Annotated in this window: 23 protein-coding genes and 4 pseudogenes; 11 read left to right on the forward strand and 16 right to left on the reverse strand. The window is 68.3% G+C overall.

The genetic code is table 11. The features are described 5' to 3' along the window. Window positions 1-130: 130 nt before the first annotated feature. The 5 genes from FRANEAN1_RS37465 to FRANEAN1_RS41555 form a co-directional block, all read right to left on the reverse strand. A complete protein-coding gene (locus tag FRANEAN1_RS37465; RefSeq protein WP_049795766.1) occupies window positions 131-1,057 on the reverse strand; it encodes a hypothetical protein in 927 nt (308 codons plus the stop codon). 103 nt (window positions 1,058-1,160) lie between these two features. Beyond that, a complete protein-coding gene (locus tag FRANEAN1_RS26470) occupies window positions 1,161-2,396 on the reverse strand; it encodes a hypothetical protein (RefSeq protein ID WP_020462833.1) in 1,236 nt (411 codons plus the stop codon). 194 nt (window positions 2,397-2,590) lie between these two features. After that, a complete protein-coding gene (locus FRANEAN1_RS26475; RefSeq protein WP_020462834.1) occupies window positions 2,591-2,974 on the reverse strand; it encodes a type II toxin-antitoxin system death-on-curing family toxin in 384 nt (127 codons plus the stop codon). Then, the gene (locus FRANEAN1_RS26480) at window positions 2,971-3,168 is read right to left on the reverse strand and encodes a ribbon-helix-helix protein, CopG family (protein ID WP_020462835.1); all 198 of its coding nucleotides are present in this window, start codon (window positions 3,166-3,168) and stop codon (window positions 2,971-2,973) included. The genes FRANEAN1_RS26475 and FRANEAN1_RS26480 overlap by 4 nt, the downstream gene beginning before the upstream one ends. A gap of 78 nt (window positions 3,169-3,246) precedes the next feature. After that, complete coding sequence (locus FRANEAN1_RS41555; RefSeq protein ID WP_157472808.1) at window positions 3,247-3,399, reverse strand: hypothetical protein; 153 nt, start codon at window positions 3,397-3,399, stop codon at window positions 3,247-3,249. A 102-nt stretch (window positions 3,400-3,501) separates the two neighbouring features. On the opposite strand from FRANEAN1_RS41555, the gene FRANEAN1_RS42530 reads away from it, so the two are divergent. Beyond that, entirely contained in the window at window positions 3,502-3,828 is a 327-nt protein-coding gene (locus FRANEAN1_RS42530) for a hypothetical protein (protein WP_198145711.1), read from the forward strand. Window positions 3,829-3,867: 39 nt separating this feature from the next. Here the strand turns inward: FRANEAN1_RS42530 and FRANEAN1_RS37470 are convergent, their stop codons facing one another. Further along, window positions 3,868-4,431 (reverse strand): TetR/AcrR family transcriptional regulator, encoded by a 564-nt coding sequence (locus FRANEAN1_RS37470; RefSeq protein ID WP_020462837.1) that lies wholly within the window; start codon window positions 4,429-4,431, stop codon window positions 3,868-3,870. Between FRANEAN1_RS37470 and FRANEAN1_RS26495 the strand changes: the two genes are divergently transcribed. Further along, on the forward strand, window positions 4,421-5,392 hold the full coding sequence (locus FRANEAN1_RS26495) for an SDR family NAD(P)-dependent oxidoreductase (RefSeq protein ID WP_198145375.1): 972 nt from the start codon (window positions 4,421-4,423) through the stop codon (window positions 5,390-5,392). The genes FRANEAN1_RS37470 and FRANEAN1_RS26495 overlap by 11 nt on opposite strands. Before the next feature lie 96 nt (window positions 5,393-5,488). On the opposite strand, the pseudogene FRANEAN1_RS39600 reads toward FRANEAN1_RS26495, so the two are convergent. The 9 genes and pseudogenes from FRANEAN1_RS39600 to FRANEAN1_RS26525 all read right to left on the reverse strand — a co-directional run. Beyond that, a pseudogene (locus FRANEAN1_RS39600) lies at window positions 5,489-5,794 on the reverse strand (monodechloroaminopyrrolnitrin synthase PrnB family protein); the annotation flags it as partial. An 85-nt stretch (window positions 5,795-5,879) separates the two neighbouring features. After that, window positions 5,880-7,196, reverse strand: a complete 1,317-nt coding sequence (locus FRANEAN1_RS26505) for a polyketide synthase (RefSeq protein ID WP_020462839.1) — start codon at window positions 7,194-7,196, stop codon at window positions 5,880-5,882. Beyond that, on the reverse strand, window positions 7,186-8,142 hold the full coding sequence (locus FRANEAN1_RS26510) for an NAD(P)H-binding protein (RefSeq protein ID WP_020462840.1): 957 nt from the start codon (window positions 8,140-8,142) through the stop codon (window positions 7,186-7,188). Before FRANEAN1_RS26510 ends, FRANEAN1_RS26505 begins: the two co-directional genes overlap by 11 nt. A gap of 90 nt (window positions 8,143-8,232) precedes the next feature. Beyond that, a complete protein-coding gene (locus tag FRANEAN1_RS26515) occupies window positions 8,233-9,678 on the reverse strand; it encodes an MFS transporter (RefSeq protein WP_020462841.1) in 1,446 nt (481 codons plus the stop codon). A 19-nt stretch (window positions 9,679-9,697) separates the two neighbouring features. Beyond that, window positions 9,698-10,063 (reverse strand): 4-hydroxyphenylacetate 3-hydroxylase C-terminal domain-containing protein, encoded by a 366-nt coding sequence (locus FRANEAN1_RS42535; protein WP_347176767.1) that lies wholly within the window; start codon window positions 10,061-10,063, stop codon window positions 9,698-9,700. After that, window positions 9,946-10,404 carry a 4-hydroxyphenylacetate 3-hydroxylase C-terminal domain-containing protein gene (locus tag FRANEAN1_RS44065; RefSeq protein WP_347177259.1) on the reverse strand — a complete coding sequence of 153 codons (459 nt, stop codon included), beginning with the start codon at window positions 10,402-10,404 and terminating at the stop codon, window positions 9,946-9,948. The genes FRANEAN1_RS42535 and FRANEAN1_RS44065 overlap by 118 nt, the downstream gene beginning before the upstream one ends. 18 nt (window positions 10,405-10,422) lie before the next feature. Further along, window positions 10,423-10,869, reverse strand: a pseudogene (locus tag FRANEAN1_RS42540) (4-hydroxyphenylacetate 3-hydroxylase N-terminal domain-containing protein); the annotation flags it as partial. Between the two features lie 98 nt (window positions 10,870-10,967). Then, window positions 10,968-11,381, reverse strand: a pseudogene (locus FRANEAN1_RS44070) (4-hydroxyphenylacetate 3-hydroxylase N-terminal domain-containing protein); the annotation flags it as partial. After that, window positions 11,279-12,595 (reverse strand): flavin-dependent oxidoreductase, encoded by a 1,317-nt coding sequence (locus tag FRANEAN1_RS26525; RefSeq protein WP_020462842.1) that lies wholly within the window; start codon window positions 12,593-12,595, stop codon window positions 11,279-11,281. The pseudogene FRANEAN1_RS44070 and the gene FRANEAN1_RS26525, both read right to left, overlap by 103 nt. A 285-nt stretch (window positions 12,596-12,880) precedes the next feature. On the opposite strand from FRANEAN1_RS26525, the gene FRANEAN1_RS41565 reads away from it, so the two are divergent. From FRANEAN1_RS41565 to FRANEAN1_RS44075, 5 genes are all read left to right on the forward strand, one after another. Beyond that, on the forward strand, window positions 12,881-13,042 hold the full coding sequence (locus tag FRANEAN1_RS41565) for a hypothetical protein (RefSeq protein ID WP_157472810.1): 162 nt from the start codon (window positions 12,881-12,883) through the stop codon (window positions 13,040-13,042). A gap of 311 nt (window positions 13,043-13,353) precedes the next feature. Next, window positions 13,354-14,403 (forward strand): AraC family transcriptional regulator, encoded by a 1,050-nt coding sequence (locus FRANEAN1_RS26530; protein ID WP_020462843.1) that lies wholly within the window; start codon window positions 13,354-13,356, stop codon window positions 14,401-14,403. Window positions 14,404-16,910: 2,507 nt separating this feature from the next. Next, window positions 16,911-18,317, forward strand: a complete 1,407-nt coding sequence (locus tag FRANEAN1_RS26540) for a selenium-binding family protein (RefSeq protein ID WP_041254833.1) — start codon at window positions 16,911-16,913, stop codon at window positions 18,315-18,317. 492 nt (window positions 18,318-18,809) lie between these two features. Continuing rightward, window positions 18,810-19,436 (forward strand): IS110 family transposase, encoded by a 627-nt coding sequence (locus FRANEAN1_RS26545; RefSeq protein ID WP_020462845.1) that lies wholly within the window; start codon window positions 18,810-18,812, stop codon window positions 19,434-19,436. 201 nt (window positions 19,437-19,637) lie between these two features. Then, window positions 19,638-19,772 carry a hypothetical protein gene (locus tag FRANEAN1_RS44075; protein ID WP_347176768.1) on the forward strand — a complete coding sequence of 45 codons (135 nt, stop codon included), beginning with the start codon at window positions 19,638-19,640 and terminating at the stop codon, window positions 19,770-19,772. Window positions 19,773-20,284: 512 nt separating this feature from the next. Here FRANEAN1_RS44075 and FRANEAN1_RS39605 read toward each other — a convergent pair. Then, entirely contained in the window at window positions 20,285-20,677 is a 393-nt protein-coding gene (locus FRANEAN1_RS39605) for an alpha/beta fold hydrolase (RefSeq protein WP_198145376.1), read from the reverse strand. A gap of 735 nt (window positions 20,678-21,412) precedes the next feature. Between FRANEAN1_RS39605 and FRANEAN1_RS26555 the strand changes: the two genes are divergently transcribed. The 4 genes and pseudogenes from FRANEAN1_RS26555 (at window position 21,413) to FRANEAN1_RS26570 (ending at window position 24,809) form a co-directional block, all read left to right on the forward strand. Next, window positions 21,413-22,243, forward strand: a complete 831-nt coding sequence (locus FRANEAN1_RS26555; protein WP_083788335.1) for a helix-turn-helix transcriptional regulator — start codon at window positions 21,413-21,415, stop codon at window positions 22,241-22,243. A gap of 570 nt (window positions 22,244-22,813) precedes the next feature. Beyond that, window positions 22,814-23,929 (forward strand): annotated as a pseudogene (locus FRANEAN1_RS26560) (amidohydrolase family protein). A 225-nt stretch (window positions 23,930-24,154) separates the two neighbouring features. Beyond that, window positions 24,155-24,430 (forward strand): CoA transferase, encoded by a 276-nt coding sequence (locus FRANEAN1_RS26565; protein WP_020462850.1) that lies wholly within the window; start codon window positions 24,155-24,157, stop codon window positions 24,428-24,430. Between the two features lie 106 nt (window positions 24,431-24,536). Then, window positions 24,537-24,809, forward strand: coding sequence for a ferredoxin (locus FRANEAN1_RS26570; RefSeq protein WP_243657796.1), 273 nt, complete (start codon window positions 24,537-24,539; stop codon window positions 24,807-24,809).

Here is a 24,809-nt window from a genome sequence, read left to right on the forward strand (position 1 = left end):
CCATGCAAGATCGGTATCTGCCAGCACGCTTGTCGTTGGCCGATCGTGACGTCGGGTGCAGGATGTGGCCTTTGTAGGGCTACATCCCCTGGCGGCGAGTGGCGTGAACGCGAACGGTCGAGGGTGTGATTCAGCCGTGACAGGCGGTGTCGTAGACGGAGAGTCCCTCGTCGCCGAGGATGTCCGCGTAGCCCTCCGGCGCGTGCAGGTAGGAGTCGACTTCGGCGGAGCTGACCAGGGCGGCAAGCCGACGGCCGAGGTCGACAGGATCGGGGCGCAGGTCCTCGCACAGCCGCAGGTGCAGCGCGGCGAGAGGCTCGCCGATCTCACCCGGTTCGGTCTCGTACACGTCCCATGCATCATGAAGATGGCCAGCCAGCCGATCCCAGACCCTGACCGCCTCCTCGACGACGTCGAGGAACTCCGCGGTCGGCGGCCGGACCGCGACAATCTCCAGTTCCGCCAGCATCGCTCGGCCCGCTTCGACCAGATGGTGCAGATCCCATCGCGGATTGCTGTCCGGGATCGCACCGGCCTCCCGCACAAGCCGGCGAACCCGCACCAGTTCCGCGGGATCCGCCGGCTCGAGCCGGCCGGCCTGTCTGAGCAGCCTGGCCGCGAACAGCCGGTCCTCGAGAGCCCGAGCCACGACGAGCTGAGTCAGCTCCGCCCGGGTTAGCGCCACCGCGGCCTTCTCAAGGAGGCGTTCCTCTTTGCCGGCGGCAGGCCCGTAAGCGGAGGGCGCCGAGGTGACCGGCCAGGCAATCCCGGCGGCACGCGCGGCGAGGATCACCGCCACGGCATGCTCACACACCCCGCTGGCAGCCGCGGTGCCATGCTGATCGCAGTCGATGATCAGATCCCGGCCGGTGACCTCGACACGAATGTTCGTCCGGCCGCTTTCGTGCTCGGTGACAGTCGCGCGGAGCGCGCCGTCCACGACGGCGAGCCCACCGACCCGCCCCCGGGCGGCATACTCGCGACCGGCCTTCGTTCTCTGCGAGCCGGCTTCCTCGAACAGCGCATCCACATTCACGGACACAGCCACAGACGCCATCCAACCGCATCCATCAGCTACACCGGACGCCGGGACCGCAAAGATCGAGCCATCCAGGGCGGACGCGTACATCACCAGGCCGCCGGATCGAAGGGACGCGTGGTTACAGGCCGGCCGCATCGAGGTGGGCGATGAAGGTGGGCCGGCGCCTGTGTTCGGCACGCAGATGGTCGATGTAGGCGCTGAACCCGGCGGCGTCGCCGATGGCGAGGTGGGTCTCGCGGAGGTCACGGAGCAGGCTGATCGCGGTCCGGTAGCGGCGTTTGTCCGCCGCGGCGAGGACGCGGGTTTCGATCAGCTCACGGTAGGGCGCCAGCACATCGCCCGGATGGCTCGTCCGCCGGAGCTCCAGGAGCTCGACAAGCCTTCGATCGGAGAGCACCTCGGCGTGGTGGAGACCGGCCTCCCACGCCTGGTCGGTCTCGCCTTCGGCGAGCAGGACGGCGACCAGGTCGTCGGCGTAGGCCGATTGCCGGGCCACCCGGGCGCGCAGAACAGCCGTCGCCCACGCGGCGAGTCCGGTGTCCGCCGCACATCGCCGGCCGGTGTCGAGCAACGCCCGGTAGGCGTTCGCCGTGGGCCGACGTTCGAAGTCGTCCCTACGTATGACAACAGCGGCAGCCAGGTCACCGGCGTCGATCTCCAGGTCGACCAGCAGGTCACGGAGACGATCCGCCTGCGGCCCACCGTCATGGTCGGCCAGACCGCGGTGGGCCCAGTCGATCGCCTCGGCGGGACGGCCAGCGTCCCGCAGGGCCACGACGATCCGCTGGTACTGGCTGGCGCTGTTGAGGTTCTCGGCAAGGACAGCGACATGTCGATCAACGTCGCCGGAGACCTGGGCAAGCTGTTCCCGCAGGTCACGGGCCGCGACAAGCTGGCCCCAGGACCCCGGTTCAGCGGTGGCGGCACGCCGTTCGACTTCTGCATTCAGCGCGGCCAGGCCCTGGGAGCCCAGGGCGGGCACGAACTCGACCAGCCGGATCTCCGGCCAGCCCGGCCCGTCGAACGACAGCGCCGCCAACCATCTCGCGAGCCCCGTCGGATCCGGCGGGGCGTCCGCGCAGGCATGGGCATACAAGGTCATCATGTGGCGCAGGTCCGTGCCGACGATCCCCGACGAGTCGTCCATGTACATCAACGCGCCGGTCATCCGGTCCACCGCCTTGCGCAGCACCGGTGCCACGGCACTCGCGCTCCCCGCCGCCAGCAGCCGCTCACAACGATCGGCCAGCTCCAGCGCGGCCTGGGAGTACTCACGCCGACCCGCGCGCGGGTCACGACGCCGATCCCGACGCAGCGCGCCCACCAGTACCGTCAGGTCATCGCTCCTGGTCACCTTCCCATCCCACCAGACCGGAGGCTCCCGCCACGGTCACGGCTGGCAATCGCCACGCCGGACGGGACCGAGGAACGCCGCCGGGGCTGGCACGGCGTCCATCCGCAGCCATGGCCAGCGCCGGTCGCGGCCTGGGCGCGGTCCCCCGTTGCCGCGGGCAGGAACGGAGCCTGATGCGGCGGCACGCACCGTGATCACGATTGACGGGCCCGGGTCGCCCTTTCGAGGATCTTGGTGATGTCCTCGACGGAGTCGCAGGCACCGGACGCGATGCTCATGACGAGGTCGTAGGCGTCGTCGTTGGTCAGCGTCAGACGGCGGCCGTTGAGGCCGTAGAAGGCGATCAGGCCAGCAAGGGCAAGTCGCTTGTTCCCGTCGACGAGGGCATGGTTACGGGCGAGCGAATGCAGGAGCGCGGCAGCCTTCCCATCGAGAGCAGGGTAGGCGTCACGCCCGAACACCGTCGCCCGCGGACGAGCGAGAGCGGATTCGAGCAGGCCATGGTCCCTGACCACCGGTTCAGAGCCGATGGCCCGCTCGGCGACGTACAGCAGTTCACGAAGCGTCAGATAGATCATTCGCCGAGCCGACGGAGCGCCTCGGCGTACCGCGGAAGCTCCTCGTCCAACACTTGATCCAGCAGCTCCGCCCGGCTGTGAGCCTCGATGTACTCCCGGATCGCCTGCCGGGCGATCTCCTGCATCGACCGTCGTTCCAGCTCCGAGCGCAGGCGCAGTGCTTCCGTCTCATCGTCGGTCAAGCGCAGTGTCATCGCCACGACCCGATGGTATCAGTGCCGATACCACCAGGGTCGTATGCGGTTCCATGCCGTCATCGCGCCGATCAACCGCTATCCGATCTTCCTGGCGTTCGCGTTGCCGGCGTAGCCCGCCCGGCGGATCTTCGCGTGGGCACCTTCGATGGACACAGTCGGACCGTTGACCTGCAGGTTCAGGTTCGCATTAGTGCTGGTTGGGTGCACGTACTGCTTCCACGCATTCATGGTCCGTCAGTCCCGTGGCAGAAGGGCTGCGGCAGCCGCGTGGGCGAGGACGGCCTGGCTGGTGGCGGACAGGCCGAGCCGGTTCCAGTGGAAGATCAGTACGTGTGTGAGGATCGCCCGGAGCCCCCGGCCGAGGTGCGTCTGTGCGGCGGCGCCGGCTCGGCGCTCATCATGGCGCTGCGCCAGCTCGGCAGCGCGGTCAGTGTCGCCGTTCTCCGCGCGGTGGCCGGCGCGGTGTACCGCGCCCACCTCGACATAGATGGCCTGCCACCCGCGTCGGCCCATGCGGCGCGACGGGGTATCTCGGCCGGCCTCACCGTGGCCCACCAGCGTGACTCGGAGGATTTGCTGCGGTCCGCCCGCGCTGCCTTCGTCCACGGCGTTGAGGGGTCGTCCGGTGAGCGCGGCCGCGGTGGTGGGCAGCGGTAGGCCGGCGCCAGCGAGCGGGCAGCTGGTGGGTGGAGGGGCTCAAGAACATCGCCGCAGCGCTCGGAGGGCGAGTTCGACATAGTGCTCGATGTTCGCGGTGTCCGGATGTGGGAGGAGTTGGAGTATCCGCACGAGGCCGAGGAACTGGTAGGCGATGTCGGTGGCCGTGATGTCGTCGGCGAGGGTGTGGTCGGTTCGGGAGCGTTCGACGGCGTCGTGTCCGACGCCGGTCAGGTGGGCGAGGCACCGCTGCAGGTCGGCGCCTGAGGGTTCGGCGTTCGCGAGCAGGTCGACCGCCGCCCGGTTGCGGACCAGAGGCATCAGCGCCGTGGTGAAGAACGCCCGGAGGGCGTCGATCGCGGGCTGATCCGGCGGGAGGCCGGACGTCGCGAGGCCGGCCAGATCGGTACCGGTGACCTCGTGCACCAGGTCCTGGCGTGTCGGGAAGTGCCGGTAGAGCGTGCCGACACCCACTCCCGCTTCCTTGGCGATGGCGCGCATGTCGACGTTCAGGCCGCACTCCCGCAACATCGTCGTGGCCGCCTCGACGATACGGGCCCGGTTGGCGACCACGTCGCGCCGCGGGCCCTGCGTGCGCTCCACGACGACAAGCCTAGCGGCCCGCCCCGCCGATCGGAACGCATGTTCCGATGTGCTATCTTCCCCAAAACGGAACGCGCGTTCCGAAGTGGTGGGAGTGGCAATGAAAACGGTCGTGATCACTGGAGGAACCGACGGGATGGGGGCGGCACTCGCGCGTCACTACCTGCGGGAGGGCAACCGGGTCGTCGTGGTGGGCCGCAACCGAGCCAAGTTCGAGGCGCTGCTCTCCTCGTTGGCTGCTGACGGTGTGGCCGCGACCGGTCGCGCGTCGTTCCTCGCGGCTGATCTTTCGCTCGTCGCCGAGAGTGAACGGGTGGTCGAGCAGATATGGGCGTCCCACGAGCGCATCGACGTACTCGTGCTGGCCGCGTCGTTCATCCGCCAGAAGCGCCACGAAACCGCGGAGGGGCACGAAGCATCGTGGGTGCTCTTCTTCGTCTCCAAGTACATCCTGCTCACCGGGCTGGCGTCACTGCTCGCGGAAAGTGATCGTCCGACGGTCGTGAACACGTCGGTGCCGGGCGCGAAAGCCGGGGCGATCGATTTCGATGATCTCGAATCCGCGCAGCGCTTCAGCTTCGCCCGATCCAATGCCCAGCAGCGGCGGGCCAACGAGCTGCTCGGCATTCTCGTGACCAGTGACAACCCGGCGCTCGCCTACATCACGTGGGGACCCAGGCGGCTGGTCAGGACCAGCCTCGCCGGCGACGTCGGACGAGCAATGAAGATCGCCTCCGTCCTTCTGGGGGCCGTCGCCGGGCAACGGCCAGACGACGCCATAGCGCCGATCATCACATTCGTCGCCGACCCGCACGCTGGCCGCGCCGCCTACCGCGGCGCCACACAGGTCGCCCTTGTCCAAGGCCCGCACGATACCGACGATGCTCGCCGGCTCGCGGAGGCGAGCCCGGTCAGGATCTTCTCGACGCCGAGCCGCCGCCAGATCTGGTCGAGCACGTAGGCACCGCCGGAGGGCCATGCGCTGCCGCTCGCCGAGCGGGTTCCAGGTGCAGTAGTGATGCACGATGTCCCTGGGGACGAGATCGGTCCTGTTGCCGAGTTCGACCAGGAGCGGGCCCACCTCGGGGACCAGCCCGACCGGTTCGTGGCCGTGCCGCTTGATCGATCCGAGGAAGAGGCCGACGTCCGGCATGGCCGCCAGGCAGTCGTCCATGTCGAGGTCCGCCAGTCCGCGTGCGTCCGGCAGGAGGTCGCGCAGCGATCCGACCAGGCTCGTGACGTCGGCACGCCGGTTCATCTCAGGAAGCCGGCCACACACCTCGTCGGCACCGAGCGGATCAATGGCGCGTACATGCTCGATCTGTATGTCGTTTCCATGAAGTAAGGAGCCACGGAAAAACATCGTTGCCTCCAGGATGTTCTGGGGAACAGCAGCGAGGCGAGCCAGGAAAGTGGCATGGAAAGGCCCGCACCTGCCGACGCCCGGATTACGGTCGCCCGCCGGGCGCCCTTTTTTCCGGGGTCGTCGTGAGTACCACGTGAACGTTGGTCGAGGAAACACCCTGGCCGTTGACCGCCGCGACGACGGGCGTTCCCCGGTCCGGCAGCCTGGTCAGGACGGTCGGCACGGCGAGGGGAACACGGTCCCAGTCGACCGCCGGGTGGGGGGTGGTGAAGTGGAGGCTGGCGGGAACGGCGCCGTGCTCCAGGCACAGCACGGTCTTGATGAGCCCGGCGACGCCGCCCGCGGCCTCGGCGTGGCCAATGTTGGACTTGAGCGAGCCGACCAGGCAGGGTCGGCCGGCCGGGCGCCCCTGCCCCAGCACGGCGGTGAGCGCGCGCAGCTCCGCCACGTCGATCCGGGTGCCGGTGCCGTGCGCCTCGACATAGTCGACCTCGGCGGGCGCGATCCCGGCGTCCAGGTAGGCACGACGCATCGCTTCGGCCTGGCCCTTCTCCGAGGGGTGCAGCAGCGTCTCCTTGTCCCGGCCGTCATTGGTGACTGCGCTGCCGGCGATGACGGCGCGCACACGGTCGCCGTCCAACAGCGCGCGGGCCAGCGGCTTGAGCAGCACCACGCCGGCCCCCTCGGCCCGCACGAAGCCGTCGGCGGACACGTCGCCGAACTTGCACCGCCCGTCGGGGGAGAGCACCCCGCCGCGACCGAGCATGACACCGGCCTGCCGGCCCGACAGCAGGCTGACGCCGCCGGCAAGGGCCAGCTCCGCGTCCCCCGCGCGCAGGCTGCGGCAGGCCAGGTGGACCGCCACCAGGGAGGACGCCTGCGCCGCGTCCACAGTGACGGAGGGCCCTCGGAGATCGAACGTGTGACTCACCCGCCCGGAGAGAAGGCCGCGCTGGTGGGAGCCCACGAAGTCACCCAGGTCGAGCCCGGCGGACCGGGACCGGAGATCCCAGAAGTCCGAGGCGGACTGCCCGACACAGACGGCTGTGGGGCTCCCGGCGATGCCGGCCGGGTCGAGGCCGGCGTCCGCGATGGCGTCGTGCACGACCCGCAGCAGCACGTGCTGCTGGGGATCCATCCGGGCCGCCTCGTCGGGATCGATACCGAAGCGGGTCAGGTCGGAACAGCCGGCGCCGTCGATGTGCCCGGCCCGCCGCAGACCGGTCCCGGCCCGGGCCGGCCCGACCGCGTCGCGCGCCTCGGCCAGCAGACGCCACAGCTCCCGCGGACCACGGGCGGACGGCAGCTCACAGCCCATGCCGATGACGGCAACCGCGCTCTCCCGTCCTTCGACGGTGACCGAGCCCTCCCGCCTCTCCCCGGGACGCTCAACTGCCATGGTCGGCTCTGACCGGATCCGGCGTCCCGGCGCCGTTCGAGCGGGCGGCCGCCCATATTTTCCAGGGCTGGGCAGCGACCCACTCGTTGATCGGGGTGAGGCGGACGCCCAGGACACGCTCGACCTCGTCGTGGTCGGCGACGAAGAGCTCGGCGTCACCGCCGGTGCAGGCCCACCGGTAGATTCCCGCCACGCCTGCCGCGGCAGGCGTGGCGAGCACCGTCCGCAGCCCCGTCTCGAAGTCGTTCACCTCCAGCGGAACGTAGGCGACGTCCCTGCCGAGCGCGGCGGCGAACACCTGTGCCAGCTCTCCTCCCGTCACCGTGTCGGGGCCGCCCAACGACAGCACCGTTCCCTCGAGCCCCTCACCGTGCAGGGCCGCGAGGGTGGCCGTGGCCAGGTCCGCGTGCGAGAGCCAGGAGACCCTGCACCCCTCGGGCAGCGGATAGGCCAGCACCCCGTCGTTGATCAGCGCGGGCCCGTTCCACGGGCTGAACAGGTTGTCCAGGTACACCGGCGGGCGCAGCACGACCGTCGGCAGATCACCGTCCGCCAGCACGGCCTCGGCGGCGCGGCGGGTCTCATAGGCCGCGTATGGGGTGACCTGCCCCGGCAATGGGGTGTTGGTGTTGTAGACCAGTCGGGTCACGCCCGCCTCACGCGCGGCGGCGGCCACATTGCGCGCATAGGTCTGGACCAGGTCCACGTCGTAGACCAGCGGCAGCACCACGGATGCGTGCGTGACGCCGACAAAGGCCTTGCGGACGTCGTCGAGCTCGGCGAGGTCGCCCAGAACGGTCGGAAGCTCTGGTGCGCCGGGGACCGGTGCACCAGAGCCCCGGGCGAACCCGCGGACATCGAGGCCCTCGGCGAGCAGGGCTCGGGCCACGGCGTCTCCCTGGAAGCCACGCGCTCCGATCACCAGATATGTGCGGTTCTCTGACATGGTTTCTCGCCCTTTCGTCGCTGTGCTGTCGTGGGCCGGCGGCGGCCGCGGACGCACCGGTCGCTGTGTCGTGATGCGCCCCCAGGGGGCTCAGCTCTCCCTGTCGCCTGGTGCGGCCATCGACACCGGTGGCCTTTCCCAGGTCGGCTCCTGCTGTGGTCTCGCCGTCCGTGGCACCGCCGCGTAGAGGGCGGACAGCAGCGCGATGGCGGAGGCGACGATGAACGCGACGGCGAATCCACTGGTGAGCGCCGCGGGATCGTCCGGACCGCCCTCGGCGGAGACGCGCGCGCTGGCGATACCGCTCAGCACGGCCAGACCGATGACCGAGCCGAACTGCTGGCTGGTGTTGATCAGCCCGGAGGCGAGGCCGATCTCCTCCGGCCCGGCGTCCGCGGTCGCCGCGACGTTCGTGGTGATGGCAACCAGCGGAAGGCCGACCCCGAGGATCAGGCTGGGCAGGAGGATGTCCCCGGTGAACGAGCCATCGGGAGACAGCAGCGACAGCCACGCCATGCCGACGGCCACGAGCACATAGCCCGCGGTCATCGCCGGCCGGAGCCCGAGGCCGCCGATCAGCCGGTCCGCGTTGGAAGCCACCAGAATGACCACGACGCACAACGGGAGCAGCGCGCTGCCGCCCGCGACCGGTGAGTAACCGAGAACATCCTGCAGATACACACTGACGAGGAAGAACATCGGAAAGAGCACGACCTGCCCGAGCGCAGAGAGGAGGTTCGCCCGGCGTAGGACCGGCCTGCGCACGACCGCGGCCGGAACCAGGGGAACGCGCACCCTGCCCTCCAGCCAGACGAAGACCGCCAGGAGAACCACCGCCGTCGCGCCGGGTACGAGGGTCCGCGGCGAGATCCAGCCGGCCACCCCCGTGTTCACCAGGCTGTAGGCGAGCAGCGCGAGCCCCGAGGTGACGGACAGCGCGCCACCGAGGTCGAAGCCGAGGCGTGCCGACGGACGCGTGTCCGGCGCCAGCGCCCGAAGGGCCGACCCGACGAGCACGAGGCCGGCGACCACGTTCAACCCGAACGTGGACCGCCAGGTCAACCAGCTCGTGAGCACGCCGCCGAGCACGGTTCCCGCGGCGCCGCCCGCGCCGGCCATCGCCGCGAACACGCCCAGCGCCCGATGACGGTCGGGGCCGTCTGGGAACAGGCTGAGCAGCAGGGCGAACGCCGCGGCCGCCGCCAGAGCCGCACCGGCACCCTGCACCGCACGGGCGGCGATCAGCCACGAGGCCGTCTGCGCCACCGCGCCGGTCAGCGACGCGGCGACCAGGACGGCCAGACCTGTGAGGAACAGCCGCCTGCGCCCGAACAGGTCCGCCAGACGACCACTGAGCAGCAACAGCCCGCCGAACGTCACCAGATAGGCGTTGGCCACCCAGGACAGAGTCGCCGCCGAGACGTCGAACTCGTCCCCGATCGACGGCGCCGCGACATTTATGATCGCCGTGTCCAGAATAAGGAGGAACTGGGTGCCGGCGAGCAGCGTCAGGGCGCTACGGGCAGATTTTTTCAAAAGGTATCACCTGTTTCGGCTAGCTCGTCAGCGCCGGCTCGGCGGGAAGGTCATAGCCCTGCATGCACCTCTCGACGAGCTGCTCAAGAAGTTCCGGACGGCTGTCGCGCAGAATCATCGGAAAATAGACGTGCGGCGCGCCGTGGTAAAAGCGTTCGTACTGCTCGTGCCGGCCGGCGAACTCCGAGCCGAGCGCATCCCACGCGAGCTTCAGGAGCTTGATCCGCCGTTCGGCGGGATGCCCCGGCGAACGCACGTACTTCGCGATCAGGCCGCCCATCTCGGGGTGGCGTAGGTCGAGGCCGGACGCGGGGAGCTGGATGAGCCCGCCACCGGCAAGGAGCTTGATCTCCTGGACGATCTTCGGGTAGATCTCGCCGGCCATGGCCCGGTGTGCGGATGCGATCTCGTTGTTGATCCGTACCCCGCTGCCCCCCGGTACGGGTTCCCAGGCGCCTCGGCGGCGAGGACCATCGACCTCGCGACGGTCAGCCAGCCGAGGATCTTCCCGATCTGGTTCTGCACCGGCGGCAGCTCATAGGTGTTGTTCGCCTTCGCGATGAGGATGGCGAGCCCGGACAGGAACTCGAGCTTCGTCCAGAACCGTGTCGCCGCCTGATGCACGAAGTTCGCGTAGGCCGCCGTGCCCCACCACTGCAGCAGCGCGGCACGGGTGTCCCGGTACACCAGCACGCGGTCCCAGGGGACGAAGACGTCGTCGCACACCAGTAACGCGTCGTTCTCGTCGAACCGGGAGGACAGCGGATTGTCGAACACGCTTCGCGCCGAAGCCTCGTACGAGGCACGAGAGACGAGCTTCAGCCCCGGCGTGTCGATCGGCACGGAGAACGACAGCGCGTAGTCCACGTCCTGTGGGGGCAACGGCTCGATGGTGCCGACGATGATCTCGTTTCCGAAGACCGCCGCGGTGCCTGTCATCTTGGCGCCACGGACCACGATCCCGCCGTCGAGCTCCTTCACCGCCCGGACGTAGAGGTCGTCCTCCTCCTGCTCGGAGGCGGACCTCGTCCGGTCGATCTGCGGGTTCGTGATGGTGAACGCCTGGTACAGGTCGCCGCCGGCCATCCGGCGGTGGTAGGCACCGAGGTTCTGCCGGCCGTCGAAGGACTCGCCCGCGAACACCTCGGGGACAGCCAGGAACCCGGCGATGCCGCCGGCCATGTAGTCGGGCGAGCGCCCGAGGTATCCGAAGCTCGCTTCGGCCCAGACCTTGTACGCCTTGCGCCGGCGACCAGGTCCTCGTAGTTCTCCGGAATCCGGTACGCCCGGTGTTCTCTGGTGCTTCCGTCGTCGCCGCGCACGGTCAGGACGTCGACGAGTCCCGGATCGTGGGTCAGATCGTAGAGTTCGGCGATCGAGCGCGCCGTGTTCTGGAAGGCCGGGTGGTTCGTGACGTCCCTGACGAGTTCGCCGTCAAGCCACACCTGACGGCCGTCGCGCAGGGAATCAAGATACTGGCTTCCGGTACGGGTCATGTTGCCTCTCTCGCTGCGATGACCAGTTCTGCGGTGATCCGCGTGGCAGACAGGGAATCGTCGGGGCGCGGCGGGGCCCGGGAGGCTGTCCCGCCGCCTGGAGATCACCCGTTTGCGCCCACGAGACGGGCCCGTCGGGTGTCGTAGGGAGACCTGGTGTTGACGCTGCCGCGGTCGAAGGCGGCCAGTTCGGCGTATCGATCGCATATCGCGCGCAGTTCGGCGGTGGGCAGCACGTCGTCGACGGTGGCGAATCCCTCTGGTGCGTGGCGGGCGACCAGGTCGATAACCGCCTCCGGACCCATCGCCCGATTGGCGATCTGGACCTGCGTGGCCACCGGGCGCCGATGTCGTTCGTAGGCTGTCAGGGCACGTTCGACATCCGGCTCCAGTGCCATGAAGTAGGCGAGGGCACGTGCGTCGATCACAGCCTGGGTCGTCGCGTTGGAGCCCATGGGATGCATCGCGTGCGCGGCGTCGCCAAGCAGTGTGGCCTGCCCGCGGCTCCAGGTGGGCAGCGGGTCGCGATCGATCATCGGGTACTCGAAACATCTGCTCGCGGCCTGGAACAGGTCGGTCAGAAGGTGCCCGCCGGTACGCCATCCCACGAACTCGTGGGCGAACTTCCCGGCCGGCACCGGCCGGTTCCAGTCCGAGCGGTCGACCTCGGCGGTGTCGAAGCGACGGGAGACCGCCCAGTTGAGCAGCACATGCCCGTCACCGCGGGGCGGGGTCACCGCGTACACCACCGCCTTGCGGACTCCATCACCCATGATGACCATGCTGTTTGCCGGGCTCACCGGCGGAGCCCAGGCCATGCCGCGCCAGACGACCTGTCCGTTCCAGACCGGTTCGCCGTCGTTGCCGAGGAGCGACCGCCGAACGGCGGAGTGGATTCCGTCCGCGCCGACCAGCAGATCGGCGGTAAGCCTGGTGGGCTGACCGCCGCGCAGGACGTCGACGTGCACCCCGGACCGGCTGGACACCCCGGTCACGCGGCAGTCACTGACGAGTGCGCATTCACCGAGCCGGGTGCGGACCGCGTCGAGAAGCACCTGCTGGAGCTCACCTCGTCGGATCGACAGTTGCGGCCAGTCGTAGCCGTCGGCCCGACCACGCGGCTCCGCCATGATCAGGTCACCGTGCTGGTTGTGGTATCGAATCTCCGCAGTCCGCACCGCCCGCCTCGCGACATCGTGATAAAGGCCGAGCGCGGCCAATTCACGTACCGCGTTGGGCAGCAGGTTCACCCCGGCACCCAGCGGGCGTAGTTCAGGTGAGGCTTCCAAAACGACGACACGGTCGAAACCGGCGTCCTGCAGGCTCAGTGCTGCCGCGAGCCCACCTATCCCCGCGCCCGCGACGAGAACTTTCGCGGCGCGAACCGACGCGCTGCCCGAAGTGCGCCCGGCTGCAACCACGACCTGGCTCCTCCCCCTGTACCCGTCGAGAACCGGCCCACGACAACGGTTCTCCACCCGAACCGGGGAGGCAATAAAGTATCGACCAGGGCTACTTAACAAACGTCCATGCATCCGGGACGGCTCGATGCCCGCGCATCCCCGGGTGTCCGATACTCTGCGCACCCTGATACCACATCCGGCCTCTACTGTCACCGAATATGGCCCGTCCTGCGGCGGCGGACAATCGCGGCTGGTTGGACGGTTGGACTGGTTGGGCGGGCGCGTGGGTCGGAGGTCGGCTCGATGTGGCCGCATCGCCTGCGGGAACGGGAGTTCCCCCCGGGACCCGTCCGGGCCCCGGAACGGGCCTGCGCCACCCGGGGGCCGCCGAACGAAAAAGGGCGTGTCCTGGATGACCCGGCAGTCCTGGACACCACCGAACTGGCCGCGGCCGGGCGCGGGTGACATTGGCGCTATGTCGATCGAGCCGGGCGGAAATCCCTCATTGTCCGTGAGACTCGTCACCTCGGCGGCACCGCCCTACCCGATCGAGGGCCCGGGGTCACATGGCTTGACCTGGGCCCCGGCCCCGAAGACCACGCGGTTCCCGATCAGGATGATATTGTCGTCTTCGCGACCAGGTGCGGACCTGAATCTGGCGGTTGTGTACAGGTTAGGCTCGGATACTGATGTACCGCGGATGACCCGGTCGAACGCCCGGTGTTCCGCAGGTACCGTCCAATGGAGCGAGCCGCCAGTACCGAGGGAGCGGGGACATGCCCGTGCAGGTAGCGGACCAGGAAAACGATCTGCTGGGTGAGCTTCTACGTCCGATTCGTCTGACCGGAGTGTTCCAGAGCCATTGGCTACTGAATTCTCCCTGGTCGATCGAGGGTGATTCTGAATCGGACTGCGTCGTACTCCACTACGTCATCGAGGGCTCGTGCTGGATCGGCACCGAGGGGGCCCGGCCGGTCCTACTGCGAGAGGGGGACCTGGCGGTATTCCCCACCGGGCGGTCGCACCGGGTCTCAGACCGCCCTGATCGGCGAGGCGTGCCGCTGCGGACCCTGCTCGCCGACCGCTCGCCGGGGACCTCGAGCCAGCTGGCTCTCGGTGGAGAGGGCGAGCAGACACGGATACTCTGCGCGGGCCTCTACTACGACGCCAACACCGTGTCCTCCCTGTACCACGCGTTGCCGTGGATCCTCACGCTCGAGCGGGAGGCCGTGGAGGCGGAACTACTGCTGCGGGACATCATCCACCAACTCGTCACGGACCGGGACGGCGGGCCCGGTGCGCGCCTGATCACCCTGCGGATCTTCGAGGTCTTCTTCATTCTCAGTCTCCACCCACTGCTGCGCGGCATGATGGATCGTCCGGAGGTGCTCACCGCGCTGAAGGACCCGGCCATCAGCAAAGCTCTGCTGGTCATGTACACGCGATTCGTCGAGCCCTGGACGATCGAGTCCCTGGCCCGGGAGGTCGGCATGTCTCGATCGGCCTTCGCGGCCAGTTTCCGCGAGATCGTCGGCGAGAGCCCGTCCAGCCATCTCGTCCTCCGCCGGATGCGTGAGTCCGCGCGCCTTCTCGCGGAAAGCGACATCCCGCTCGGCGCGATACCCCAGAAGGTCGGGTACAAAAGTGCGGTCGGCTTCCACATCGCTTTCCGCAAGCGTTTCGGAATCACGCCCGGGGAATACCGTCAGCGCTTCCGGCGGGTGACCGGGAAGGCACCCACCGAGGACGGCGCGCGAGACGGCACCGTAAGATCCACGACGCTGGGACGGGAAGGCTCCGCACCGAGGGTTTCGACCGGGCTCTGAGCGGTGCCCGTCATGCCGCGGGCGCGCGGGCCTCGTCCGTGAACCACGCCCGGCGGCGCCTGCTGGGAGGGCGCGGCGCCGGCGTTGTCGCCATGGCCGCGTTGCCCGACCAGCGAATGCCAGCCGTCTGTGCGCGTTCCTGGCGTGACGTGAGGGCGGTGCTCTTTCGGTAGCCCCTCCGCCGGCAGCCGTAATCCCGGGTGCGTCGCTACCACCGCGCAAGCACGGTGCCAGGCAGGGGCTACGACGGCGATCCTGACAGGTTCGAGCCGGTGCGTCCGTTCCCCGAGCCACGCGAGTGGAGGATCGAGCAGGGCCCGAACCGGGGAACAATCATCATCGGCGCTGATCTGGCTCCTGTTACGTCCGACGGATGAGAACAGTCCGGCACCGCTGCCCCGGTGGCCACCCGCCCCGTGGTGCCCATCCCCGGCCATGCGACGCGGTGATCTCGGGCGGATGGGACATGATCATCGATGCGCCGGGCGACACTCTGGACTGCCGGACGTTCTTCGCCACGTCCCACGGACCGCGCACTTCGGCAACGCCCCGAAGGCGCGCCGTTTCTTCGAGGCCACGTGCACGGCGCAGGCCCGCCGTCTGTGCGCTCGGCACGTGGCCGGACATCGGGGCACTGCGGCAGCTCACCGGCGCCAACCTCGCCGCGGTCATAGCCGACCGGTGACCCCCACATCGACCGATCTTGATCCGATCCTGACAAGATTCTGGACGTTCTGCCCCTTCTTTCCGAGGAGAGCCGACGATGCAGGCACTGATATCGGAGCCGGGCGGACCGGACCGGACTGGTCCGCGGGAACGAATCCGGTGGCGAGCCGGCGGTGTCCCATCCGGCCGATGATCCTCCGGGTGGGCTGTCCCTGGCTGCGGCGGAAGATCCGCGTCCGGACCCGTCCTCGCCGCTGGGGACAGGCGACGAGACGGGGCGCGGCGGCTACCTGCATCCATCCGAGGGGTATGCGCTCGGCGAGGACGAGCGCGCCCAGCCGTCGGTCGTCCCGCCAGCGAGCCCGATGCCGGGTGCGTCCGATCCGGTGGGCGGGGACGCTGTGGGCCCTGGATCGGGTTCCAGCCGGCGCCGTAATGTTCTGCTTGTGGTGGCGACCTGCATGGTCGCTCTGATCATCGCGGTTCCGACGGTCGTCTGGACCTCGTCGGGGTCGGACGGTTCGGGGTCGGCGGGTGGGAATTTCCGTGACGCGGACGGCGAGATCTCGGTAGGGCCGAAGGGGGCCCGTCCGGAACGGGACGCGGCGGGGCCCGCGTCCCGGCAAGTCGGCGTGGCAGGCAGCTCCGCGGCACTGGCTGCCACGGTCGCCCCGGAGGCCGGCGGGGAACCGTCGAGGCAGGTGCCCGGCTCGGGTCCCGGTGGTTCGGGGTCCGGGACTGACGGTTCGGAGTCGCTCGCGCCCGCCGACACGCCCGCGCCGGCGATTCCGCCCGTGCCTCCGGCCGCGCCGGCTCCCGCTCCGACAGCTACACCTTCACCTGCACCTACGTCCGCACCCGCACCCGCACCCGCACCCGCACCGAAGCCGAATCCATACTCGGCGACGCAGGTGTGTGGGTCGGGGTATTCGCAGATCGACCGGCATTCTCTGGCGGGTGACACGGCGATGATCTATCTGCTGTACAACGGCAGTCGGAACTGTGTGGTGACGTTGAAGTCGGGGTCGGGTGTGGGGGTGGCCGGGTCGATGGGTGCGTGGGTGCAGGTGGAAGGTAGTTCGGCGCGGCAGTCTGATTCGGGCAGTTTTCAGTACTACGCGGAGCCGGTGTACGTATACGCGCCGGGGAAGTGCGTGAAGTGGGGTGGCAGTTACACTGGCTCGTCCTGGGGAAGCGCCTGGGAGCACTGCGACTGAGACCGCCACGGCCGGGACTGCAGGCCGACTGGACCCGGACCCATCCGGCCGGGCCTGACCGGACCGCGCCCGGTCGTCACAGCCCGATGAGCCGGGCGATCTCACGCATCTGATAGCGAAGTACGTCTCCCCGGCCTCGACGAGGGTGTTCAGCCGGCCGAAGAGCTCGAAGTTCACCGCGCAGAGCATCACGGCAGACCGCGACGGAAGATCACCGTAGCCGCCGACGCGCTCGCCGCTGGACGAACGCGATATCGGAACCATCGGTCGCGGACGGTGACCTGTGACTCAGGGCTCCCGGCGACGGTGAACGACTGGCATGCGGCAGGCGCGGATGAATCGGACTTCCGGACCCCACGGCCACGGTGGTCACGTTGTGCACAGGGCTTGGCCTTACCGTTTTCCCGGCTCGTCTCCCACACCAAACCGCTCCGCCGCCAATCGGTGAGACTTACGCACCGAATCCGAGGCCAGCCCCCGGTTTCAGTATTTTTAACCGGGGCAATGAAGATACCTGGACAGGCTGACCTCAAATCGCGGACGGACGTGGTTGGACGGCCTTGCGAGCTGGACCGCCCTGGTCGTCCCGATCGATCCTGGTCGTCCCGATCGAGGAGGGTAGCTGTGAGCAACCCGGATCCGACTTTCTACCGCTCACCCGGCGACGCTGCGGCGGCCCCTCCGGAGCAGCTGGCCTATGTCGCCGCTTTCGATCCGAAGGGAGCCGTATCGGATGCGATGACCGTCGTCGACGTTGATTCCACCTCGTCCTCCTATGGCCGGATCGTCGGTTGGACCGACCTATCGGGACGCGACGACGAATTGCACCACTTCGGCTGGAACGCCTGCAGCAGCGCGCTCTGCCACGGGCACCACGGACACGCCGCCAACCTCGAGCGACGTTATCTCGTCGTCCCGGGGCTGCGATCTTCCCGGATCCACATACTGGATACCCGGCCGGATCCCCGCAGCCCGCGCGTGGTGCGCACGATCGAGGCCGCCGAGCTCGCCACCAAGGCCGGTTACTCCCGGCCGCACACCGTCCACTGCGGGCCGCATGGTCTTTACCTGTCGGCGCTGGGCGGGGCAAACGGCTCCGATGGACCCGGCGGGGTGGCGCTACTCGATCATGACACGTTCAACGTGGTCGGGCCCTGGGAACGCGACCGCGGCCCGCAGTACCTGGCGTACGACGTGTGGTGGCACCTCGCGCAGGGAGTGGCGGTCACCTCCGAGTGGGGTACGCCGTCAATGATCGAGGACGGGGTCAACGCCGAACTCCTGCTCGGCCGGGAGTACGGCCACGCTCTGCACTTCTGGGACCTCGACAGCGGTCGCCACCGGCAGACCGTCGATTTGGGTGACGACAACCAGATGGTGTTGGAGGTGCGCCCGGCCCACGATCCGCGTGCCTCCCACGGCTTCGCCGGCGTCGTCACAAACGTCACGGATCTTTCCGCGTCTGTGTGGCTGTGGTACCGCGACGGTGACCGGTGGGCCGCGCGGAAGGTCATCACGATCCCGCCCGAACCCGCGGAGCCGGCTGACCTGCCACCGGTCATCCGTCCGTTCGGCGCGGTCCCCGCCCTGGTGACCGACATCGACCTGTCCGTCGATGACCGATGGCTTTACGTGTCCTGCTGGGGAACCGGGGAGCTCAAGCAGTTCGACGTTCGGAACCCGTTCTCACCACGGGAGGTCGGGTCGGTGCGCCTCGGCGGGATCGTGCGCCGCACCCCCCACCCGGCCGCCCCGGACGAGCCGCTCGCCGGCGGGCCGCAGATGGTCGAGATCAGCCGTGACGGACGTCGGGTCTACCTGACGAACTCGCTGTACGCGGCGTGGGACGACCAGTTCTACCCGGACGGCGTCGGCGCGTGGATGGCACGCCTCGATGCGGACGCGGACGCGGGCGGGGTCAGCCCGGACGTCCGCTTCTTCCCACGCGGCGCCGACTTCCGCGGCCTACGCGTGCACCAGATCCGGCTGGAAGGCGGCGACGCCTCGTCAGACTCCTACTGCTTCGCATGACGCGATGTCGCCGGGTGCCCTCCGCCACCGGAAGGCGTTCTCCGGTCAGGTGACGTAGACGGAGACCGTCGCGCTCGCCGCCAGCCCCGCGCCACATCGCCGAAGATGCGCAGGCCGCCTCGCCGCCGCCGCGTCCGCGCCGCTGGACGGTGGCCAATCTGCCGACGTTGTCCGCGGTGGGCAGCCGGCCCATTCACCCGGTCGCGTGGAACCGGTTAACCGCGCATTTTCGGATGCTCCGAATCTAGACCTGTTTCTCGTACACCCGCCGACCGTCCCCACGCGCCAGCCAGCATTCCGCCGAACTACCTGATCTTCGTGGCGTTCGTATTGCCGGCGTAGCCGTCGCGGCGGATCTTCGCGTGGACTGGCTCCACCGATACGGTCGGGCCGTTGATGCGATGAAGGGGCGGGGCCTCCGCTCCTGGTGACGCCCCGGGGTCGGGGTAGGTCCCTCGGGGTTGCTCACCTCTACCGACGAAGGAGGCCCCTGTGAGTCCATCGTATGAGGGTCGCCAGATTGTGGGAATCGATCTCCATCGGCGGCGATCGGTGATCGTGCGGATGACCCCGGACGGGCACCCACCGGGAACGGTCCGGATCAGCAACGACCCCGCCACCCTCACCCGTGAGATCAGCCGTGCCGGTGAGCACCCCGACGTGGTGCTGGAAGCAACCTACGGCTGGTACTGGGCGGCGGACGTGCTGGCCGCCACCGGCGCCCAGGTTCACCTCGCACACCCGCTAGGCGTGAAGGGCTTCACCTACCGGCGGGTGAAGAACGACGTCCGCGACGCCACGGATCTCACGGGCCTGCTCCGCATGGGACGCCTACCCGAAACGTGGGCCGCTCCACCGCCGGTCCGGGAACTCCGCGAGACCGTCCGCCATCGTGCGGCGCTCGTCGCGATCCGGTCGGCGTGCAAGGCCCAGATCCACGCGGTCCTCGCCAAGAACGGTGTCGCGGTGCCCATGACCGACCTGTTCGGCCAGGCCGACACCGACCCCCTCGAGCAGGTCCAGCTCCCCAGCCCGTTCCACTCGCGCTCGACCAGCACACGGTCAAAATCGGCTCTCGCGTCGAGCGTGTCGATATCTATGCACCGGAACTTTCTCTGATCCTAGAGTTTGACGGCTCCTATTGGCATGATGGTCGGGAGATGCAGGACGCCGCCAAGTCTCGACGTCTCGCAGACGCAGCCGCCGTCGTTGTGCGTATTCGCGAGGACCCCTTGGGCTCGCTGGACCCGGCACGACGTCGTCGTTCCCTTCCTAGCCCCGGCACGAGAGGCCGCCAAGATCTTCCTCAAACATCTGGTGATGCTGAGCGTGGTGCCCGAGGACGTTGTCGCGCGGTACCGCAACGTCTCCCTGAAGGAGGGCGCCGCGATCGCGGACGCCCTTCTCGCACGGCTGCGCGGCAAGCACGGGTTGCGGAACATCCGCCAAGGCTAATCGTCAGCAAGCGGGCATGGACCACATTGAAAGACGCGTTCGGCCTCGTCGGCCAGATCCAGGAAAAGCCGCACCGTCTCCCGCACGGCGTTCAGCGTCAGGCCTGCGGAGATCCACAATGCCGCCAAAGCGGGTCGGAAAAGCATTGATCTGCAGCGCAGCGTTCGCCGGGTCGACTCCAGACTTAATCACCGGCTCTGTCATGGCCAAAACTGTTGGTAGCCAGCCCTGCGACGCCGGTCCCTCGCCCTAGTACTGGTGGCCATGAGCATGTGCGTCGACGGGACCAGGGCACGATCCACGCATCGTCCTCGGGTGGGGTGTTCCTGAAGCTGGCCGCCTGCGCCGCCCAAGTAGCTCACCTGGGGCGAAGCGGACCGATCGGTGGTCGATTCGTTGCTTCCATGATCATTTCAGCGCAGAGGGCGGGCTGGCTGAGAAATGGGGAGTGAGAGGTGTCTATCCAAAAGGGGTCGACACCGAGCCTGGCGATCGTCTTTTGGACTGCGGTTTCAGGCCCGCTTGCGTGATCCTGCCGGCAGAGGATGAGGCTGCGTGTTAGCTCGGCTTCCCAAAAACGCGGGATAGAGATGGGTTCCGTGAAGGCTGCCGGCTCCCGAGGCCTGCATGGGCTGTCCTTCGATGGGCAGTCCAGCGGCGAGGTACACGACATGGCGGACCACGTCGACCGTCGCATCAGCTGCCAGGCTGGCGATAAAGCCACCCATCGAGTGGCCGACCAGCACGTCACCGGGTTCGATCACTTCAACGACCGCGTCGCGGTAGCGGGCGAGAGTGGCGTCATCGTCGACTCGCTTACCGTGGCCGGGAAGATCGATAGCTAGTGCGGTGTGACCGCGCTTCTCGAGTTCTGGAGTTCTGGAGTGAGCCGCTCCCAGCACCATGCACCGTGGAATCCGCCATGGACAAGTACGAAGCGCAGCTGTCGTCCTTCCTCTTCGGGTCAGCTTCGGGTGGATCGATACGAGAGATCAGACAGGGCCGTATCCGGGCACTGGCCCTCCCACGAGGCCAAGCAGCTGATCAATGTATGCGGTGGCACGTTTCCCAGAGGGCTCACCCTGCAGCTGCACCGGCTGATCCTTGCGATCACCCTCGACCACACCGCCACCGCCGGCCGGGTGTCCTGTGGGCTCATCATCGACGGCCCGACCCTGGCCGTCTTTGCGCGTTCGTCCAAGTCGTCGACTATTTCGGCCCCACCGTCACGGTCTAATTCCCCAGTAGCCAATCCGACGCACCCGGCTGGCGATGATTTGCCGTATCCCACCGGCGGTCATTGGTCCGGATGAAGGGCATGAAGCCGGTCGCTGGCGGTGGACGTCAAGGCCGTTGGACACCGGCGAGCCATCGACCGGGGCGGCGTGGGTCGTTCGACAGGACGGCACTCGGTCGCGCCGATCGGCCAGATCCTCAAGGAAGTCGATCTCGAACGGCGACGGTCCACGACTGTCGCGACCCTCCCGCTGACCAGGGCTTTGCCGCCAAGGTTCGCGCCCTCTACCTGCTCCAGCCGCCGGCGCGACGCCGCTCAACCTGATCGCCGCGGCGGATGTCGTGCCCGGCCATGTTTTCTTGCAAAATCATCTTAGGGAGCGACGCGGCACTACTATCCGCCCATGGCGGTCCCAGCGGGTTCTTCCCCGACCTCGCCCATCGCGGCCAGTCTGCGGCACCAGGGTGTTGACGCATCGGTCGTGCGAGCTGGCACGTACGCCCTGGGGGTCGGCCGCGAAGTGGCCAGCGGTTGGCATTCGCACGAGGTTCACCAGCTGGAGTACGCGTTCGAAGGCATCGTCCACGTCGAGACGGCGACGGCGCGTTATCTCCTCCCGCCCCAGCAGGCCGTCTGGATCCCAGCCGGGATGGTGCACTCCAGCACGATGACCAACGTCAAGGCCGTCGGGGTCTTCTTCGACCCTGCGATGGGCCTGCCGGCGGGCGACCGGGTCCGCATCCTCGCCGCCGCACCGGTGATCCGGGAGATGATCTTGTACGCCAAGCGGTGGCCGATCAGCCGGACGGTGCAGGACCCGATGGCCGACACCTTCTTCGAAGCCCTCGCCCACCTCGTCGTCGAATGGCTCGACCGCGAGACCCCGCTGTGCCTGCCAACCAGCCGCGACCCGCTCGTGGCCGCGGCCATGGATTACACCAACGAGCACCTGGCCGAGGTGTCCCTGCCCAAGGTGTGCGCGGCTATCGGGGCGTCGGAGCGCTCGCTGCGCCGGGCGTTCGCCGCCGCGACCGGCATGTCCTGGCGCCGGTACCACCTCGAGAGCCGCCTGCTGAAAGCCATGGTCCTGCTCGCGCAGGACGGCCAGAGCCAGAACGTCACCGCTATCGCCATTGCCGTCGGCTTCCAGAGCGTGAGCGCCTTCACGCGGGCGTTCGGCCAGTACGCGGGGGAGACGCCTACCGCCTACCGCCAGCGCGTCTGCGCCGAATGAGCCCGTTCGCCGGTGGGTTACGCCGGGCGGTGCACCGCGAACAATGCGGCGCTCGGGACGCTGCCGACTACGTATCCGGCATGGAGACGAGCTTCCTGGTGAGCATCCCGCGGTGTCCGATACGGCACTGCTCCTTCTTCTCGACTGCCCGGTTGGAAAGGTCGTTCACGCCATCCACCGCCAGCACTGTGCCTCCGGGTCCGGGCGTTGCCGGGCAGGATGGGCTGGCCTGTTCCAACGGCCTTGACGTCCACCGCCAGCGACCGGCTTCATGCCCTTCATCCGGACCAATGACCGCCGGTGGGATACGGCAAATCATCGCCAGCCGGGTGCGTCGGATTGGCTACTGGGGAATTAGACCGCGACGGTGGGGCCGAAATAGTCAACGACTTGGCCGAACGCGCAAAGACGGCCAGGGTCGGGCCGTCGATGATGAGCCCACAGGACGCTGCTGACGGTCCCAGACGGGCAAGGATGGCACTCGCACCGGAGCTGATGACTACCGATGTGGACCATCGAGCCGTCTGAGCTGAACGTCGGGATCATTATGGCGGCGGTAGCGGAGGCGGCGTGAACAAGGACGACTTAATCCTGATCAGCGTGGACGACCATGTGATCGAGCCACCTGACATGTTCGACGGCTTCATCCCGGCCAAGTACGCCGACCGGGCCCCCCGGCTCGTCTCGGACGAGCTGAGCGACAAGTGGGTGTTCGGCGAAGGCGAGGCCCGCAGCTCGGGGCTGAACGCGGTGGCCGGCCGCCCGCCTGAGGAGCATGGCGTGGAGCCGACGCGGCTCGAGGAACTGCGGCGGGGCTGCTACGACGTGCATGAGCGAGTCAAAGATATGAGCGCCAACAGGCGTGCTCGCCTCGCTGGACTTCCCGTCGATGGCCCGCTTCTGCGGCCAGTTCTTCGCCAGCCGAGTCGACCAGGACCCCGGCCTTGCCCTCGCCGTCCTGAAGGCCTACAACGACTGGCACCTCGACGCCTGGTGCGGCTCCTACCGCGACCGGTTCATCCCCTGCTCGATCCCGCCCATCTGGGACCCCCAGCTGATGGCCGCCGAGATCCGCCGGACCGCGGCCAAGGGCTCGCACGCGGTCAGCTTCTCGATGAACCCCTACGCTCTCGGTCTGCCGTCACTGCACAGCGACCACTGGGACCCGTTCTGGGCGGCGTGTCAGGAGACCGAGACGGTCGTGTGCGTGCACATCGGGTCGGGGCGGCATCGGGTGGATTACACCTACAAGCAGCACAAGGCATGGACCCGCCCCAACCTCGGCGGCCGGCTACCGAGCGAAGTCTTCCTCGACCACGTCGTCACCTGCTTCATCGTCGACGCCTTCGGCCTGGCCAACCTTGACCGGATGAACGAGGACATGATCACCTGGGAATGCGACTACCCCAACTCCGACAGCACCTGGCCGCGCTCCCCCGAGGTGGTGGCGGAGGCAGTGGCCGGGCTGACCGACACGCAGGTCGACAAAGTCACCCACCTGAATGCCATGCGGGTGTTCTCGTTCGACCCGTTCGCCCTCCGGCCGCGCGAGCAGTGCACGACCGGCGCGTTGCGGCGGGAAGTTGCAGGCCACGACATCTCGATCGTCTCCCGCGGCACTCGGGACTGGAAGGCGGTCACAGTGGACAGTTCGCCCACTCGCACCAGCCGACCAGCACGGCGTGAGCGCGGCGCCACTCGCCGGGGTGCGGGTGCTCGAGGTGGCCTCGCACGTTTTCGTCCCGTTGTCGGGGGCCGTGCTCGCCGCGTGGGGAACCCTTGATACTTCCGTATCGCACCGCCGACCATGGCGACCGACCCCCGCTTCCTCGACATCGACGCCCGCCGCCGCAACGCCCAGGCATGCGCCGAGTGGCTCGACAGCGTCTTCACCCAGCACACCTTTGACGAGTGGCGGCAAAGTTCGAGGGTGAGTGGGCACCGAGCCAACAGCCCCACGAGCTGGCGCAGGACCCCCAGGTCCAAGCCAACGGCTACCTCGCCGATATCGACATAGGCAACGGCCACTCCCTCTCGCTGGCGACCGCACCCGTGCAGTTCGACCAGCAGCCCAGCCAGCCGGCCCGCACCCCCGAGCACGGCGAACACACCGAGACCGTGCTCCTCGAACTCGGCCTCACCTGGGACGAAATCGACGAACTCAAAGCCAGCAAGGCCATCCTGTAAACGGGCGCGGCAGTCACATCTAAAGGCAGTTGGGATTGGCCGGGCAAGGCAAGGAATTGGCCGAATACGTAAAGATCGCGCTAAGCTCAACCGGAAGGATTCGTTGATGCTGGGTGCCGTAAGGATATCGGGCGATGGCGTCGAACCGCCCCGGCGAGTGGGGATTGAGATGAGCGACACCTGGACGGTCACCGTAGATCGGGAGCGGTGTATGGGTAGCGGTATCTGCCTCGTCTACGCGGCCGGCACGTTCGGCCATGACGAGGAAGCCAAGGCGATCGTAATCGACTCGGCCGCCGATCCGATTGATGTGATTCGCGTTGCGGCAGAAGGGTGCCCGACCGCCGCAATCCAGCTCGCGCCAAACGATGGGATGTGA

The organism is Parafrankia sp. EAN1pec (assembly GCF_000018005.1).
In the GTDB taxonomy this organism is placed as follows: Bacteria; Actinomycetota; Actinomycetes; order Frankiales; family Frankiaceae; genus Parafrankia; species Parafrankia soli.